Annotated in this window: 13 protein-coding genes and 1 pseudogene; 9 read left to right on the top strand and 5 right to left on the bottom strand. The window is 59.9% G+C overall.

Going from position 1 to position 15282, the window contains the following annotated elements:
* The first annotated feature begins 6 nt into the window (after nucleotides 1-6).
* The 6 genes and pseudogenes from DVR09_RS03725 (at nucleotide 7) to DVR09_RS03710 (ending at nucleotide 6107) form a co-directional block, all read left to right on the top strand.
* The gene (locus DVR09_RS03725; RefSeq protein ID WP_115415741.1) at nucleotides 7-3111 is read left to right on the top strand and encodes an efflux RND transporter permease subunit; all 3105 of its coding nucleotides are present in this window, start codon (nucleotides 7-9) and stop codon (nucleotides 3109-3111) included.
* Between the two features lies 1 nt (nucleotide 3112).
* Nucleotides 3113-4324 (top strand): TolC family protein, encoded by a 1212-nt coding sequence (locus DVR09_RS03720; protein WP_115415740.1) that lies wholly within the window; start codon nucleotides 3113-3115, stop codon nucleotides 4322-4324.
* Between the two features lie 145 nt (nucleotides 4325-4469).
* Nucleotides 4470-4706 (top strand): hypothetical protein, encoded by a 237-nt coding sequence (locus DVR09_RS17540; protein WP_234041545.1) that lies wholly within the window; start codon nucleotides 4470-4472, stop codon nucleotides 4704-4706.
* On the top strand, nucleotides 4703-5011 hold the full coding sequence (locus DVR09_RS17070; protein WP_162814836.1) for a hypothetical protein: 309 nt from the start codon (nucleotides 4703-4705) through the stop codon (nucleotides 5009-5011). Before DVR09_RS17540 ends, DVR09_RS17070 begins: the two co-directional genes overlap by 4 nt.
* Nucleotides 5012-5135: 124 nt before the next feature.
* Nucleotides 5136-5327 (top strand): annotated as a pseudogene (locus tag DVR09_RS17885) (helix-turn-helix domain-containing protein); the annotation flags it as partial.
* Between the two features lie 66 nt (nucleotides 5328-5393).
* Nucleotides 5394-6107, top strand: coding sequence for a LysR substrate-binding domain-containing protein (locus DVR09_RS03710; protein ID WP_234041544.1), 714 nt, complete (start codon nucleotides 5394-5396; stop codon nucleotides 6105-6107).
* A gap of 229 nt (nucleotides 6108-6336) precedes the next feature.
* Here the strand turns inward: DVR09_RS03710 and DVR09_RS03705 are convergent, their stop codons facing one another.
* From DVR09_RS03705 to hutC, 4 genes are all read right to left on the bottom strand, one after another.
* The gene (locus DVR09_RS03705) at nucleotides 6337-7119 is read right to left on the bottom strand and encodes a PepSY domain-containing protein (protein WP_234041543.1); all 783 of its coding nucleotides are present in this window, start codon (nucleotides 7117-7119) and stop codon (nucleotides 6337-6339) included.
* A complete protein-coding gene (locus DVR09_RS03700; RefSeq protein ID WP_115415736.1) occupies nucleotides 7068-7775 on the bottom strand; it encodes a PepSY domain-containing protein in 708 nt (235 codons plus the stop codon). The genes DVR09_RS03705 and DVR09_RS03700 overlap by 52 nt, the downstream gene beginning before the upstream one ends.
* A gap of 11 nt (nucleotides 7776-7786) precedes the next feature.
* Nucleotides 7787-10501: a TonB-dependent receptor domain-containing protein gene (locus DVR09_RS03695; protein WP_115415735.1), complete on the bottom strand. Its 2715-nt coding sequence runs from the start codon at nucleotides 10499-10501 to the stop codon at nucleotides 7787-7789.
* 177 nt (nucleotides 10502-10678) lie between these two features.
* A complete protein-coding gene (hutC, locus tag DVR09_RS03690; protein WP_115415734.1) occupies nucleotides 10679-11398 on the bottom strand; it encodes a histidine utilization transcriptional repressor HutC in 720 nt (239 codons plus the stop codon).
* A 450-nt stretch (nucleotides 11399-11848) separates the two neighbouring features.
* Between hutC and DVR09_RS03685 the strand changes: the two genes are divergently transcribed.
* The 3 genes from DVR09_RS03685 to DVR09_RS03675 are packed head-to-tail and all read left to right on the top strand — an operon-like array spanning nucleotide 11849 to nucleotide 12802.
* The gene (locus DVR09_RS03685; protein WP_115415733.1) at nucleotides 11849-12139 is read left to right on the top strand and encodes a putative quinol monooxygenase; all 291 of its coding nucleotides are present in this window, start codon (nucleotides 11849-11851) and stop codon (nucleotides 12137-12139) included.
* Nucleotides 12140-12143: 4 nt separating this feature from the next.
* Nucleotides 12144-12593: a MarR family winged helix-turn-helix transcriptional regulator gene (locus DVR09_RS03680; RefSeq protein WP_115415732.1), complete on the top strand. Its 450-nt coding sequence runs from the start codon at nucleotides 12144-12146 to the stop codon at nucleotides 12591-12593.
* Nucleotides 12590-12802 carry a putative antibiotic biosynthesis monooxygenase gene (locus DVR09_RS03675; RefSeq protein ID WP_115415731.1) on the top strand — a complete coding sequence of 71 codons (213 nt, stop codon included), beginning with the start codon at nucleotides 12590-12592 and terminating at the stop codon, nucleotides 12800-12802. Before DVR09_RS03680 ends, DVR09_RS03675 begins: the two co-directional genes overlap by 4 nt.
* A gap of 136 nt (nucleotides 12803-12938) precedes the next feature.
* Here DVR09_RS03675 and DVR09_RS03670 read toward each other — a convergent pair whose 3' ends face one another.
* Nucleotides 12939-15197: an NADP-dependent malic enzyme gene (locus DVR09_RS03670; protein ID WP_115415730.1), complete on the bottom strand. Its 2259-nt coding sequence runs from the start codon at nucleotides 15195-15197 to the stop codon at nucleotides 12939-12941.
* Nucleotides 15198-15282: the final 85 nt, after the last annotated feature.

The following is a 15282-nucleotide window of genomic DNA, read 5'->3' as shown; positions in this document are numbered from 1 at the left end:
GCCGACATGCTTCGCAATCTGATAAAAAAGGCGCTCGATCTGCGCCTGGGCGTCATCGGCCTGGCGCTGGTCCTCGCCGGGGTTGGAGCATGGTCCTTCGCCAGGCTACCGATCGACGCCTTCCCCGACATCAGCACCACGCAAGTCAAGATCATCCTCAAGGCTCCAGGGATGACGCCGGAAGAAGTCGAGAGCCGCGTGGTAACGCCGATCGAGATGGAGATGCTCGGAATTCCCGAGCAGACCGTACTCCGCTCGGTCGCCAAATACGCTATCGCCGACATCACGATCGATTTCGAAGATAGCACCGATATCTATTGGGCGCGGCAACAGGTCTCCGAGCGGCTCAATGCGGTGGTGGAAGATATGCCGGCGACGGTTGAAGGCGGGCTAGCTCCGATTTCGACGCCGCTCTCCGAGATGTTCATGTTCACGCTCGAAGGGCCGCAATCGTTGGCCGAGAAACGTCGGGTGCTCGACTGGACGATCCGTCCGGCTTTGCGCACCGTGCCCGGCGTCGCAGACGTCAATGCGCTCGGAGGCTTCGTCGAAACTTTCGAAGTCGCACCGGACAGCTCGTCCCTGGCGGCATCCGGCCTTTCCACCGCCGACCTCGCCAAAGCCATCGAGATGAGCAATCGCAACGATGGCGCAGGAAGGCTGACCATTGGCGAGGAATCGCTGATCGTCCGTTCGACCGGGGCCATCCGCACTTTGGAGGACCTTGCGGCCGTGGTCGTCAAAGCCGACACGGGCGCGGTCGTACGCGTGGGCGATGTCGCCAATGTCCGTATGGGAAGCCTCACCCGTTATGGCGCGGTTTCCAAGAACGGCGAAGCCGAAGCCGTGCAAGGCCTCGTCATCGGCTTGCGCGGTGCCGACGCCAGCCAGATCGTCGACGGAGTGAAGCAAAGGCTCGAGGAGATTCAGCCCAGCCTGCCCGAGGGAATGAGCGTCGCGGTCTTCTACGATCGTTCGGACTTGATCGAACGCGCGGTCGGGACCGTCGAGACCGCGCTTTTCGAAGCGACCGTGCTGGTCATCATCCTGCTTCTGCTGTTTCTCGGCGATGTCCGAGCCTCGGTGATCGTCGCACTGGCATTGCCGATGGCCGTCCTGCTGACCTTCATCTTCATGCGGTCGATTGGCCTCAGCGCCAATCTCATGAGCCTGGGCGGGCTTGCGATCGCCGTCGGCATCCTTGTCGATGGCGCGGTGGTCGTGGTCGAGAATGTTGTAGAGAGACTTTCCGATCCCAAACACTCGACGAACAGCAAAATCCACAACGTGTTCGTCGCCGCTGTCGAAGTCGCCAAGCCGGTCGCTTCGGGTCTTGCAATCATCGCGCTGGTATTCCTCCCGCTGCTGACTCTGGAAGGGCTGGAAGGCAAGCTTTTCTCACCAGTCGCCCTGACCATCGTGCTGGCGCTAGGTTCGGCGCTGGTTCTGTCGCTGACGCTTGTCCCGGTGCTCGCTTTCTATCTGCTCAAGGTCAAGCAAGGCCATTCCGAACCCTGGTTGATGCGCAAAATCGCGCCGCGTTATTCGGCAGCCCTGACGGCAAGCTTCGACAACAAGAAACGCGTGTTCGGGGTGGCTGGGATCGGGCTTGCGCTGGCGGCCGGGGCATACACCGTCACCGGCAAGACCTTCCTGCCCGTGATGGATGAAGGCTCGATCATCGTGCAGCTCACCAAACTCCCTTCGATCTCGCTCGACCACAGCGTCGAGGGCGACATGAAGGTGCAGCGCGCAATTCTGGATCAGGTGCCGGAAGTCGAAGCAGTGATCGCCCGCGTCGGTTCGGACGAGCTCGGGCTCGACCCGATGAGCCCCAATGAAACCGACAGCTTCCTCGAGCTCAAACCGCGCGAGGAATGGCGCGTGAAGGACAAGGACTGGCTGCTGGACGAATTGCGCAAGGTAATGGAGCAATTTCCCGGGATAGAACCGACCTTCACCCAGCCGATCGACATGCGGACATCGGAAATGCTTACCGGCGCACGCGGCGATCTGGCGATCAAGCTGTTCGGCCCTGATCTTGACGAACTCTCACGCCTCGCAGGGGAAATCCAGAAGCGGCTGGAGGGTCTTGAGGGAACAAGCGAGGCTATGACCGTCGCCAACGATCAGGTGGATTACCTCTTGATCGATATCGACCGCGTTGCCGCGGGCCGCGTTGGCATGCCGGTGTCCGACTTGCAGGATATGATGCGTGCCCAGGTCGAAGGCGTGCGTACCGGTATCGTCGCCGATGGTGTCCGCCGTGTACCGATTGTCTTGAAGGGCGACGGTTCTCGCGGTCTGACACCGCAGGGCTTCGCCGATCTCGTCTACCGCGCGCCCTCCGGCCAACTCGTGCGGGCAAGCGATGTGGCGCATGTCGGCCAGGCCTACGGGCCGGTCAAGCTCGAGCATGAGAACGGTTCGCGTTTCGCCATGGTACAGGCCTTCGTATCGGGGCGCGATCTCGTCGGCTATGTCGAGGACGCGAAGGCGGATATCGCTGCGAATGTCTCCCTGCCGCAGGGCTACCGGATCGAATGGGGTGGTCAGTTCGAGAACCAGCAGCGTGCTTCGGCACGGCTGATGGTGGTGCTGCCGATCTCAATCGTGCTGATCTTCGCCATCCTTTTCTTCACGCTGAAATCGATGCGCGCATCCTTGCTGATCCTTACCAACATTCCCTTCGCGGCCGTGGGGGGGATGATCGCCCTGGCGGTTTCGGGCGAGTATCTTTCCGTCCCGGCGTCCGTCGGCTTTATCGCCTTGCTCGGTATCGCCGTGCTCAACGGTCTCGTGATGGTGGCGTATTTCCGCCAGCTTCGCGAACAAGGCATGCCTCTTTCCGAAGCGGTGCGGCGCGGAGCCGAACGGCGGCTGCGCCCCGTCCTGATGACTGCCAGTATCGCCGCCTTTGGGCTTGTGCCGCTGCTGTTCGCAACCGGGCCGGGATCGGAAATTCAGAAGCCGCTCGCAATCGTCGTCATCGGTGGCCTCGTGACTGCGACGCTGCTGACGCTCATCCTCCTGCCGATCCTTTACGAGCGGTTTGGAGAAACCGCAGCCGAACGCGAGGCGAGCGATGCTTTGCGGTTGGAGGAGGACTAGAATGCGCCCGATCACGACCATGGCGGCCACATTCCTGTTGGTCTCGCCCCTCGCGGCCGAAACTGGTTTGCCCGACGAAGCGACGGTACAGCAGGTGCTCGACGATCATCCCTCGGTCGTCGCCGCTCGCGCCCGCCTCGAAGCGGCACGCTCTCGGGCCGCAGGTCTGCGCAGGGGGCCACATGAAGTCACCCTGTCGGGCAGCTACACCCGCCGTAGCGTCGATATCGGCGGCGAGTTCGATGAATACGATGCTCAAGTGACGCGCGCATTTCGATTGCCGGGAAAGGCACGGCTCGATCGCCAAATCGGCCAACATGGCATCGCGGCCGCCAGCAACCTCGCGGAGGATGCTCGCCACCAGGCCGCGCTGCTTCTTTCCGAACAATGGTTCGATTGGCTGTCCGCATCCGCGCGGGCGAAAGTCGATCGCACGGCAGTGGCGAATTACGAGAAGTCGCTTGCCGCCATAACCCGGCGGATGCACTTGCGCGATGCGGCTCGACTGGATGTCGATCTGGCGCGCGCCGCGCTCGCAGAGGCTCGGGTGGCACTGGACCGCTCGGAGGGCGGCACAGCTTTGGCACGTGCTCGCCTGGAGGCGCATTTTCCGGGCCTTCCGCTTCCGATCGAAGCGCCCGATCTGCCTTCTCCCGAAATCTCGGATACGCGCCTCTCCCAGTTGCGCGATCTGGTCGTCCTTAACAGCCACGAGATCGGTGCTGCCCGGGCCGAGGCAAAACGGAGGGCCTCTATCGCCGATCGCATGGACAAGGATCGGCTCGCCGACCCTTCGGTCGGTGTGAGAGTGTTTTCCGAATCCGGCGGCGCGGAAACCGGCGCCGGGCTTGTTTTCTCCATTCCGCTCGGCGGAGGTCATCGCAGGGCACTGGCAGGCGAGGCGGCGGCCCTTGCCTCAGCCGCGCGAGCGCAAGAAGGTCTGGCACGTTACAATGTCGAAGAAACCGCCGATGCAGACCTTGTCGAGGCGCGGTATCGGACAGCGGCTTGGCGGCGTTCACGCGAAGCAGTCGAAGCGCAGATTGCCGCGTTACGCAAACTGCGGAAGGGCTATGAACTCGGCGAAATCGATCTGACCGACCTGCTGCTGGGCGAACGGATGGTCCACCATGCATTCCTAAGCGAAACCGAAGCAAGGGGCGAAGCGATGCGTGCGATCACCAAGCTGCGCATCGACAGCCACGAATTATAGCTTGCTGACTGAAGAGGAGCGGTAAGTTCCCCTGCGCCTCATTCCGCAAGCGGTTCGAGAGCTGTCCACCGCATCACGTGCGGGAAATCGGCTTTCAATCGGAGACACCTGAAGTCGCACACCAGACCACCGCAAGGAGCAACGCATGCTCGACCCTGCACGCTATCGCCAGCGCAACCTGGCCGAGTGCTTCGTCAACAAGCTCAAACACTTCCGCCGTCGGCCCGTTGCGCACAAGATCGAAGGCATAAGCCCGCGTGAATTGGCCTTGGCCTCGCTTCTCGCATCCGAAGACGGGGCTCTTTCGTGCTGCCGTTACCGGCGTGCCGAGCGAAATCTATCGCGCGCCCTCATTTCCACAAGCAGAGTGAGAGCCTCATGATCGATCTCTTTCACGAATTGAGTCCTAAGATCTTCGGCACACTTCCTGACTGCGGGTTTACCGGCGAAGCCGGAGCCGTCCTTGCACCGTTCGATAGAGAATTTGGTCATCCGGTCGAGCAAGGCTTCCCGGTTTTCGGACGTCGACAATTCATTCTTCGTCAGCGCGAATTCGACGACCTCCCCGGCATGGGCGACTTGCCCGGCATGGGCGACTTGCGGTGCCGAAGACAGTACCGAGAAGAGGACAAGATGTCTCTTGGAAAACCGCATGCTAACCTCCGCTGTTGCTGCGATGCAGTATGAACCAAGCATCCGGGCATGCCATCGCAAAGACATCAAGGTATCATTGCAATCGTCGCAACGGGGTAAGCCTCTGATATTTTTTATCTTATGAGCGCAGCGCCGCCACTAGGCGAGAAATCGTCATTTGTGCAGTGCAGCAATTCAGTCCATAGTAGCGCGAGGTTTCGAGGAATTTACAATTCGCAGACTCCCTCCAACCGGTTCTCTGGAAGCCTTTCTCACGGCGGCGCGCTTCGGTTCGCTGCGCAAGGCTTCGGACGAGCTGAATTTATCCGTTTCGGCCCTCAGCCGGCGCGTTCAAAAGCTGGAACGGCACGTTGGCACCGCCCTCTTCACCCGCACGGGGAATGAATATCGGCTCAACCAGGAGGGTAAGCGCCTGGTGGCCGAGATCGAACAGCCCTTCGATCAAATGATGTCGGTATTCGAGCGGCACGAGGGACCACGAAAAATGGAGCTGGTCGTCGGCGTTCCGACATCCTTCGCCACGGCATGGCTGATACCGCGTCTCGACTTTTTCCGGAAAGCCAACACCGACATAGAACTCCGGCTGGATACGTCCGGTTCTCCGGTAGAAAAGCTCGGAGACAGCCTCGATATGATCATATTCTTTGCCGAAGAGGGCGCGGAGAAAGTGTCGTTCCAGCCCTTGCGCCCACAGGGTGCGTTCATCGTTGCTCAGGAAGGCACGGTGAACCCTCTGGATGGGCTGAGACAGACGCTGAAAAGGACACCGCTGCTGGTGCATCGCCAACTGCCGCGCATACTGGATAGCTGGATGGCTGCTGTCGGGTTGCCTGCGGACTTCGATCTCACCATCGACAGGTTCGATGACGGGCCACTGCTTGTCGCAGCCGCCCAAAGCGGCCTTGGACTGGCGCTCGTGCTCGAGGATATGATCAACTTCTATGGAAACGCGTCGGGACTGGTCAGGCCGTTTGGCGAGTACGTCCGCACACCCTTCAGCTATGCGATCGCAGCAAAGCCCGTGTCGGGCAATTCGCGCGCGGTCCAACGCTTCGGCGCGTGGATCGCCGAAGAAACGCGCAAGGACGGTGGGACGACACTGCCCGAAAAATTGCTGGAGACGCCGTGACGCCTCCAGCGGAAAGGCTTGGGAGAGGTGTCAGAAGGGCTTCCCCCTGACGCCTCGATAGTTCGTCGAATAGGGCGAGGAATTCCATCGCAGTGATGGAAAGGTCGCCTTGCACAAAATGCAACGCCCTGTGCCTCTTCTCGGCCTGTCTCGGCGTGTACAAGCGTATTTTCGCCCGACGGCGTTAATGGGCGCTTAGATTCGTGCCTATGCGGTATACGGGCGGCCTCTAATCATCACTGGCCAATACGCGTTTCGACGGCGGTTTCCTGCGGACAATCCAGGAAAAATCGCGTTTGGTGAAAGATTTGAAGAGCAGGTAAAATCCGGTTCCCGAGAGAAACAGCGTTCCAAACGCCACTATTATGATCAGGGGATGATTGAAACTGGAGCGATCCAGGTAATCCATATTGTGGAGCATCCAGAAGAAATCCCACAAACGCCAGGTATCCCCGCGCATCGTCAGAAGCTCACCCGAGGCCGCCGAGAAATATGCGGAGGAATTTTCGGCATCCGCGAAATCGACACGCCACACGGCCCCCTCATAGTCCCGTGCCTCAAGGTTCGGGCGATCCATCCGTGTAATAGACTTGATCCGCGCAGGAGCGATCTCCTCGGCGCGCGCGCGAACGAAAGCCGGATCGACCGTTATCGCATTGCCCGTGCGAGCATCGAAAAGGCGGATTCCATCATCGTAGGAGACTTCGTAGATCGGTCTGTCGCCAATGCTACGGACCGCGAACCCCGTAACCTGCTCATCAGCGATTTCTGCCGGATCGACAAAATCACCGGCGGGGATTTGATTTGGAGAGACATCAGGACGCGCTTTCATCGCCTCCATGTCGATGGTTGCCATCATGGCTCCGCTGACAGCCCACAGAATGAACTGAATTCCGAGAATCAGGCCGACCCATTTGTGGACCCGGCGAAAAAACAGGGGCGAGAATCGGATTTTCTTCATCAGCGCTTCTTCTTTTTCCGACGTTTCGGGAAGGCCCAGACCAGCAGCCACGCGCCGGTAAGCGCCATCAGAACCGCGAGCCAGGTGCTGATCCGAAGGAGCGGATTGTTGATGTCGCTGCGTTCGTCATAGTCCATGATGTGCAGCATCCAGGCAAAGTCGAAGATCCGCCAAAGCGAATGCCGACGTGAAATGAGTGCGCCGGATTCCGGCGAGATATAGAAGGTGGGACTGTCCCAGCGGTCGAATACCACCTGCCAGTAGGGTGGCTTGCGGCCCTGCATTTCCATCGGGGCGCTGGTAAGAAGCTCGACCGAACGGATGGGTTCGTCGAACGCATAGATTTCGCGAGCGACCGCGGCAGCCTCGTCGCGGGTGACGGGACGAAGCACTTCCCCCGTCCCCGCATCCACCAGCTTCATCCCTGACGGCCCGGAGATTTCCCACACCGTCCGGCCTAACAGAGACGAACTCCGCATTTCCGTAGCCCCCGGATAGCGACGCAGCGCATCCTCGGGTGAAACCATCCGTTCTACATCCAACACCTGTGCGGGTGCCGACTTGATCAAATGATCGCCGTGGATCCGGTCTATATGGATGACGACCATGTAAAACCCGGTCGCCGTCCAAAATACCACCTGCAACCCGATGATCAGTGCCAGCCATTTGTGGAAACGCCGAACGAAGAGTGGCCATCTGATTTTCATGGTGGGTCCGATCAGAAGCCGGTCTGGAAACCGACATAGAAGCGGCGGCCCATGAGATCATAGGTCATGGTATCGGTATTGGCGTCGGTAAAGCTCTGGATATAGGGAGCATCACGATCGAAGAGATTGTCGACCCCCAGGCGGAAGCTGGTCCGGTCATTCACGTCGAAACGCACCTGCAGATTGTGATAGAATACGTCCGGCGTCGAATAGCCGATATCGCCGGGGCTGGCGTTAAAATCGGTGGCAGAACCGATCCATTGAGTGGACCAGGTTGCGCCGATCGGGCCGTTTTCGATGGTGAGAGTGCCATAGCCACGCCACTCTGGATAACCGCCATTACCCCCACCGATAAAGCCATCGAACTGGATAGGAGCACCGCCTTCGAAGGGGTAGACCGTATATTCGTTCAGCCAGGTAACGTTCAAATTAAGGGATACGTCGAACGAGCCGATTGATCGATTATACAACATGCCGACGTCGAGCCCGCTCATCTTCTCCAGGCCGGTATTGATAGGCTGAGCGGACAGCTCCGTGACTTCGCCGGTCAGCGTGCTTCGCTTGAAATCATCGCAAAACTCGCTGCTCAGATTGGGGCTGGCGTAGCAGACTGCCAGCTTGGTCGAACCGGGAATGGCGCGGATTGCGTCCTCGATATCGATCTCGAACCAGTCGACCGTCAGAGAAAGGCCCGGGATCTGATTTCTCGGCTGCACGACCGCACCTATGGTCCAGGTCGTTGAGCTTTCAGGCTGGAGATCCGGGTTGCCCCCGACCGTGGTCAGAATGGTATTGCCGAGCTGGACATATCCCGCCGGCACGCCGGTGGCCTGACAATTCGCGATAAGCGTCGCATTGCCGCTGGTGCTGTAATTGCTGCATGGATCGGTGGTCGTCAGATTGCCTTCGGAAACGCCTCCGAACAATTCCGGCACATTGGGGATTCGAAAGCCTGTCCCGTAGGTGGTACGAAAACGCAAACCATCGAACACCTCCCAATCGGCACCCAGCTTGTAGTTCCAGTCCGTACCGAAGAGATCGTAATCGGATACCCGCAGCGCGCCATTGACGGTCAGGGCCTCCGCAAATGCAGCGCCTGAGAAGACCGGAACCGACAATTCCAGATAGGCTTCCTTGGCCTTGCTTTTCCCGGAGATCGGGTCCTGTTGATTGGTGTTCGCGATACCGGCGACGGTCAGGGGATCGGGATCCCGCCAGCCCTTTTCTTCACGATAAGCTATACCGGTCGCAAACGATACCGCCCCGGCAGGAAGCGTGAAGAGGTCCCCGGTGAGATCCAGAGTCGCGCTGACGAGTTCGTTTCCGCCCCTGTCTCGCGACGTGAACAAAATGTAGTCGAGAACTTCCGGGGTAAGGTCCCCGAAACCCAAGAAGTCGGCGCAAGGGATACCGTTAGAGCCGCAGGTCGCGGGATCGATTGCATTCCCCACCCGCTCGAGATTGGCGACATTGGTCGAACCGTCGATGGCGGTGTTCTTTCCCCAGCTTACGGCAGCTTCCCAGTGCCAGGCGTTGGACAGATCGCCCCGTAGCCCGCCGGTTGCCTGCCAGGTCTCGGAATCCTGGAAAAACTGACGGGGACCGGCTTCCGCCAGACGGCGCCGGATGACGACCAGATCCTCGCCCGTAGGGTTGCTGGGGAAGCTGGCCGGGATGGCCAGATTGCGCAGAGTACCCGGCGTCGCGATCTGGTTGCTTTTGCGTTTGGTATAGAGGAATTCGCCAAAGGCCTCGGCTGCGTCACCCAGTTCGACATCGCCGAACACACCGATACTCCACCGCTCGATTGGACTGACCGCATTCAGCGTAAGGGCGGAATTGTAATTGTGCTTGGCCGGATCGTAGGGTTCATAGAAGTCCCCGTCGCCACCCAAAACCTGATTGAAGTTGATCTGCTGGCCATTGGGAAGCACGGCCCGCCCACCGATGGTGGAGGAACTGTTCACGCAGGAAAGAGAGCCCGGCGTTGTTTCGGCAAGCGAACACGGTGCCCGGCTGAACATGCTGACCGGATCGGTGTTCTGATAATTGGCCGCGACCATGATTCCCGCAGTGTCCGTACGCCAGCCCGCCAGAACATCAATGGAAGCATCTGCGCCGTCGCCCTGTTCGGTGATGCCGTAACGCCCGCCGACTCTGATACCCTCGAAATCCGTACGGGTAATCATGTTCACGACGCCCGCCATTGCGTCCGCACCATAGACTGCGGAGGCGCCATCCTTGAGCACCTCGGTGCGAGCCAGCATGTTGACCGGTATCATGTTGAGGTCGGGCGAGGAATTGGCACCCGTCCCGCCAGCGACCAGGCGTCGACCATTGAGCAACACCAGCGTGCGCTTGATGCCCAAACCACGCAGGTTGACCTGAGCGGTGCCGTAGCCATTGCCGGTCCAGTAGGCCGAGGTCTGATTGCCGGCGAAGCCCGCATTGGCGGGAAGCCGCTGCAGAAGCGTCTCGACATTCACGATGCCGGTGTTTTCCATTTCTTCCACGCCAACGACGGTCGTCGGCCCAACACCTTCGATATCCGCACGGCGAATTCTCGATCCGGTTACGAGAATAGCATTGGATGCAGCGGGCTCGGCGGATATGTCCGCGCCGCTCGCTTCGGTCGCGGCTTCGTCCGCAGCATCCTGCGCTGCGACCGGGCTCGAGATCGCCACCGCGAGCACACTGGTTCCGATTAAAATGCTCTTGCAACGCATCGAACTTACCCTCCCAAAATGAATTTCCAGGAGAGTGAACACACTGCCGATCTCAGTCAATGACTTTTTGTATATACATCAAAAACATCATAAAGCACTGATTTTTTTAGAATTTTTTCCTATATAGGTCCAAAATCCTTGCTCTTGTTGGAAATTAATTATCGACTTTACGAAACATTATTTCCGAGCGGAGCCGAATCGGGCGTCAAGGCTGTAAGACTCGCCGACGAAGAGTTGGCGCACTGCGGTTATGTGCTCTTTGCCTCGCCAAGTTCTACGCGCTAGGACCAGACACGGTGCGCCCGGAGTGATCTTCAGGCTGCAGGCCTCTCGCTCGGTCGCACCCGTTGCCGAGATATTGGTTTCGGCTTCGGTCCAGGGGACGTGTTGGAGAAGCCAGCTTCCCGGAGATTCCGGATCGAATGCCGCGTCCTCGATTTCAGGAACCGCCGTCAGACTCACCACCCTGCTCTCATAAGCGAAAGGGTACCCATCAGCCATATGAACACCGATCGTCAGCAAGGAAGGACCCGAAATTGGCGCTATGCCAAATTGGTGCACCGGCCCTAGGTCGAGCGCCTCTGCCTGGGCCGCCTCGCGATGGATAAGCCGGAAACGGTACTCCTGGTCGCGCCCGCGCACTTCCTCTGCAAGATCGGGAATGTCCAGAACCATTGCATGGGCCTGAGGCCGGGCCACAAAACTACCGGCCTTGCGGCGCCGTTCGACCAGACCCGTCGCAGCAAGAGCGGATATCGCCTTGTTTACCGTCATGCGGGAGCACCCATATTGCTCCATCAGCTTGGCTTCGATCGGCAACCGGTCGCCCGGAGCCAGATCACCGCTCATTATGCGGTTCTCGATGTCGGAGCGGATCCGCTCGTGAAGGGAGGTCATACGAGTAATCTCCACAAATCGTTCGGGGGTTCTCGCTTAATCGTCCCGCGTCCGCAATGATGGCCATTCTGCATCTCGGCGGCGCCCCCGCAACCCGCGCGGCAAACGCGAAGCCAAGCATCCATAGACCTTGGATTTGAACCGGTTGAGCATGAAGGAACTGGGGACAGCACCCCGGACCGCAAACCAATCATCGCTGCCCCCCTCCGGCACTCGCCCACTAGCCACCCCCAAGCGCTGCCTCATGGCGAAGTACCTCGGCGTACCCGCCCTTCGATAGAGCTTCCTCGACAAAATTATGTATATACATCAGGCTGGAGCATGTAAACGGTGGCGGCCAGGGCGATAAGCGGGCAAGCTTGCGAAAGGCTATCGGACCACCCGGCATTTACAGCCTTGACGCAGAGCATGGCTCTATGTAGTTATCATGCTAACTAAAGGAGCCTCAGAATGGCGCAACTGAATATCATCGCGCGGATTACGCCGCATCCCGAATATTTCGACGCTGCGCGCAAAGCTGTGTGCGGCATAATCGAGCAAACGCGCGCGGAGCCGGGCTGTATCGAATTCCGGTTGAGCGAGAATGTCGAAACCGGGACCCTGCATCTCTATGAGGAATGGGAGGATGAAGCGGCTCTGAAAGCCCATCACGAGCAGCCATATACCGTTGCGGTTTTCAAGGCATATGAACGCTGGCTCGCCGAGGAGCCGGAGATACTTCGGCTCCACCCGGTGGCCTAGTACGATGTTTTTTCTCAAGGACTTGCCCAGTCGGCAGATGGTCGAAGGCTATTCCGACCGGTTCGAGGGCGTCGATGTCGGCAACGTCATGGACGCGCTCGATCTGATGCGTAGGGCAAGTCTCCTGATCCGCGATCTGGAAGCGTATTTCGCGGACCATGGCTTCTCGCAATTGCGCTTTCTCACTCTGGTCGTCATCGATCGTGAACCGGATCGTTCATCGCTGATGGCGGGGGAGGTCGCCGATCGGCTGGATGTGTCGAAACCCGTCGTAACGAGAGTGCTGCGCAGCCTGGAATCCGCGAAGCTCATCAGCATCGCGTCCAGTTCTGATGATGCCCGATCGCGCGAGATTTCCCTTACCGCGGCAGGCCAGGCGAAACTTGCCGAGATCATGCCGGGCTATTTCTCGATCCTGAACCGAGCCATGTCTTCGGCAAAGGCCGGTTCGTGAAAACCGTCCTCCTCCATCTTCTGCTGGTTTGGCTGATCGTATGGCCGCTCGTGACGTGCTTGCTGATCCTGCTTTCCGGCTTGGCCCACCCCCTGCCACTGGGCGTGCAGACGTTGATTTTGACCGGAATTCTGGTTCCGCTGACCAACCTCGTTCTCGGCCCGAAAATGCGCCGACTCGCAAGCCACCTTACGCGCGAAAATCCGTAATGGGGCCAGTCCGGAGTGGGCCGTATACACCGCTTGCAACGAAGCAAGTCGGCGGGCAGGATTTACCCCGCACAAAGCGCCTGGCTCCGTTCCGTCGCCACGCGGCGAAATCGAAGCTCTCGCGAAGCTCGGCCCGTCAGCCCACCACGCCCGCACTCGCCAACACCGCCAAGGTCAGCACGTCCGGCGCGATCGCCGTCATCGGGGCGATCTGGACGGGTTTTTCCATGCCGATCATCATCGGACCAACAGTGGTTTCTCCCGCCAGCTCACGCAGCAGCTTTGCGGACAGGTTGGCCGATTGCAGGCCAGGCATCACCAGCACATTGGCCGGTCCGGACAGGCGGCTGAAGGGGTAGAGCTTCATCACGGTCGGATTGAGCGCGACGTCAGGCGCCATTTCGCCTTCATATTCGAAGCCCGGTTCCTCGGCGTCGAGAATCGCCACCGCATCGCGGATATTGTCGAGCCACTGCCCGCTGGGGTTGCCGAAGGTCGAGAAGGACAGGAAGGCAACGCGTGGTTCGTGGCCCATGCGGCGCGCCACGGCAGCGGTTTCCTTGGCGATATGCGCGAGCTGTTCGGCGGTGGGGCGTTCATTGATCGTGGTATCGGCCAGGAACACGGTGGTGTTCTTGCCGATCATCATATGGACGCCGAAGGGTACTGCACCGGGAGCCGGATCGAGCACTCTCCCGACCTCGCGTGCGGTCTGGCTGAAGGTACGGGTCAGACCCGAGATCATGCCATCGCCATGTCCCAGCGCGACGAGCAGCGCGGCGAAAACGTTACGCTCCTGATTGACCATGCGGGCCACATCGCGTTCGGTATAGCCGCGCCGCTGCAGCCGCTTGTAAAGGAAATCGACCATGGCCGGGACCTTGTCCGACAGGGCGGAGTTTTCGACGATCCAGTCGTCGGGATCGTCGACGGCAAGTTCGACCAGCTTCTCGCGCACCTTTTCCGTCCGACCGACGAGAATCGGTTCTCCATAGCCGAAGTCGCGGAACTGGACTGCGGCGCGCAGCACCACATCCTCTTCCGCTTCGGCGAAGACCATCCGCTTGGGATTGGCCTTAGCCTGTTCGTAGATATTGGTCAGGGCAGCGGTCGTCGGATTGAGACGCGCCTTCAATTGGTGGCGGTATTCCTCGAAATCCTCGATCGGTGCCTGCGCGACTCCCGTTTCCATAGCCGCTTTCGCCACCGCGCTGGATACGACTTCCATCAGGCGCGGGTCGAACGGGGCCGGGATGATGTACTCCTCGCCGAATTGATGCGTGACTCCGTAAGCGGCAGCCACTTCCTCGGGCACGCGCTCGCGCGCCAGTTCGGCGATGGCACGCGCCGCCGCCACTTTCATCTCCTCATTGATCGCGGTCGCCTGCACATCGAGCGCGCCGCGAAAAATGAAAGGGAAGCCCAGCACATTGTTGACTTGGTTGGGATAGTCGCTGCGGCCGGTGGCGATGATCGCATCGGGCCGGACCGCCTTGGCATCTTCAGGCATGATCTCGGGCACCGGGTTGGCCATGGCGAAGATGATCGGCCTGTCGGCCATATGCTCGACCCATTCGGGCTTGAGCGCACCTGCCGCCGACAGGCCAAGGAAGATATCGGCCCCCTTGAGCGCTTCTTCAAGATTGGTGGCCGTGGTTTCGACTGCATGCGCGCTCTTCCACTGGTCGACGTCCGCGCGGCCTGGTGTGATCGGACCCGACCGGTCGCATACGATTACGTTCTCGTGCGGCACGCCGATCGCCTTGATCAGTGCGGTACAGGCCAGCGCGCTAGCACCCGCCCCGTTCACCACCATCCTGCAGTCCTTGAGCTCGCGTCCAGTCAGATGGCAGGCATTGATAAGGCCCGCCGCAGCGATGATCGCGGTGCCGTGCTGATCGTCATGCATGACCGGAATGTTCATCCGCTCGCGCAGCGCCTGTTCGATGATGAAGCATTCGGGCGCGGCGATGTCTTCCAGATTGATGCCACCGAAGGTCGGCTCCATCAGCGCGACGGCTTCGATAAACTTTTCCGGGTCCTCGGTATCGAGTTCGATGTCGATTGAATCGACATCGGCGAAGCGCTTGAACAGCACTGCCTTGCCTTCCATCACCGGCTTCGAGGCCAGCGCGCCGAGATTGCCCAGGCCAAGGATGGCGGTGCCATTGGAAATGACCGCGACGAGGTTCGACCGCGCGGTGTAACGGGCCGCATCCTTGGGGTTTGCCGCAATCGCTTCCACCGGGGCGGCCACGCCGGGCGAATAGGCCAGGCTGAGATCGCGCTGGCTCGCCATGGGCTTGCTGGCGATGATCTCGATCTTACCGGGACGAATCGTCTCGTGGTAGAACAGCGCTTCGCGGGTGGTGAATGCGGATTTCTCGTCGGCCATCGGCGTCCCCTTGTCTTGCGTTGCTGCCCCTAACCGTTCGGGCGGCGAAGTCATAGGGGAAAGGAGTGGTAGCCCGACTCCCGAA

Source organism: Erythrobacter aureus (assembly GCF_003355455.1).
GTDB classification, from domain to species: domain Bacteria; phylum Pseudomonadota; class Alphaproteobacteria; order Sphingomonadales; family Sphingomonadaceae; genus Qipengyuania; species Qipengyuania aurea.
Note: the sequence above shows the minus strand (reverse complement) of the source record. Positions and strands in the feature narration are given on the sequence as shown.

Coding starts and splice junctions, on each gene's coding strand:
- DVR09_RS17070 (WP_162814836.1), top strand. CDS start 4,703: ATGATCGATCTCTTTCACGAATTGAGTCCTAAGATCTTCGGCACACTT.
- DVR09_RS03695 (WP_115415735.1), bottom strand. CDS start 10,501: ATGCGTTGCAAGAGCATTTTAATCGGAACCAGTGTGCTCGCGGTGGCG.
- DVR09_RS03670 (WP_115415730.1), bottom strand. CDS start 15,197: ATGGCCGACGAGAAATCCGCATTCACCACCCGCGAAGCGCTGTTCTAC.
- DVR09_RS03725 (WP_115415741.1), top strand. CDS start 7: ATGCTTCGCAATCTGATAAAAAAGGCGCTCGATCTGCGCCTGGGCGTC.
- DVR09_RS03680 (WP_115415732.1), top strand. CDS start 12,144: ATGTTTTTTCTCAAGGACTTGCCCAGTCGGCAGATGGTCGAAGGCTAT.
- DVR09_RS03685 (WP_115415733.1), top strand. CDS start 11,849: ATGGCGCAACTGAATATCATCGCGCGGATTACGCCGCATCCCGAATAT.
- hutC (WP_115415734.1), bottom strand. CDS start 11,398: ATGACCTCCCTTCACGAGCGGATCCGCTCCGACATCGAGAACCGCATA.
- DVR09_RS03700 (WP_115415736.1), bottom strand. CDS start 7,775: ATGAAAATCAGATGGCCACTCTTCGTTCGGCGTTTCCACAAATGGCTG.
- DVR09_RS17540 (WP_234041545.1), top strand. CDS start 4,470: ATGCTCGACCCTGCACGCTATCGCCAGCGCAACCTGGCCGAGTGCTTC.
- DVR09_RS03720 (WP_115415740.1), top strand. CDS start 3,113: ATGCGCCCGATCACGACCATGGCGGCCACATTCCTGTTGGTCTCGCCC.